Raw genomic sequence first — 503 nt, 5'->3', positions numbered from 1 at the left:
GGATCGGGTAACCCGACCCTGCACCGGCGGGGGAGACGCGTCGCGGATACGTCTGCGAACTCGGTGTTGAATCCCGTCTTCTCCTGCAATTAACTAGACATCAAGGAGACCATCATGTCTGTTACCTCTGACCAGCATGCGATCCGTCCGTTCACGTTCGAGTTCCCCGAGGCGGACCTCAAGGATCTGCGGGCGCGCATCGAGGCCACGCGCTGGCCGGAGAGGGAGACCGTTGCCGATCAGTCGCAGGGGACCCAGCTCGCCACGGTGCAGAAGCTGGCGCGGTACTGGGCCAGGGAGTACGACTGGCGCAAGGTCGAGGCGAAGCTGAACTCCTACCCGCAGTTCATCACCGAGATCGACGGGCTGGACATCCACTTCATCCACGTCCGCTCGAAGCACGAGAACGCTATGCCGGTGATCGTGACGCACGGCTGGCCGGGTTCGGTCGTCGAGCAGCTGAAGATCATCGAGCCGCTCACCAACCCGACGGCCCACGGTGG

Annotated in this window: 1 protein-coding gene; it reads left to right on the top strand. The window is 63.4% G+C overall.

Annotated elements, in window-relative coordinates; translation table 11 throughout:
* Positions 1-114 precede the first annotated feature (114 nt).
* Positions 115-503, top strand: a 389-nt coding sequence (locus AC1DYK_RS35650; RefSeq protein ID WP_478170560.1) for an epoxide hydrolase N-terminal domain-containing protein, incomplete at its 3' end; no start/stop codon positions are given.

Source organism: Variovorax sp. P2_H12, assembly GCF_056403395.1.
This window is presented reverse-complemented; position numbering and strand designations above follow the sequence as displayed.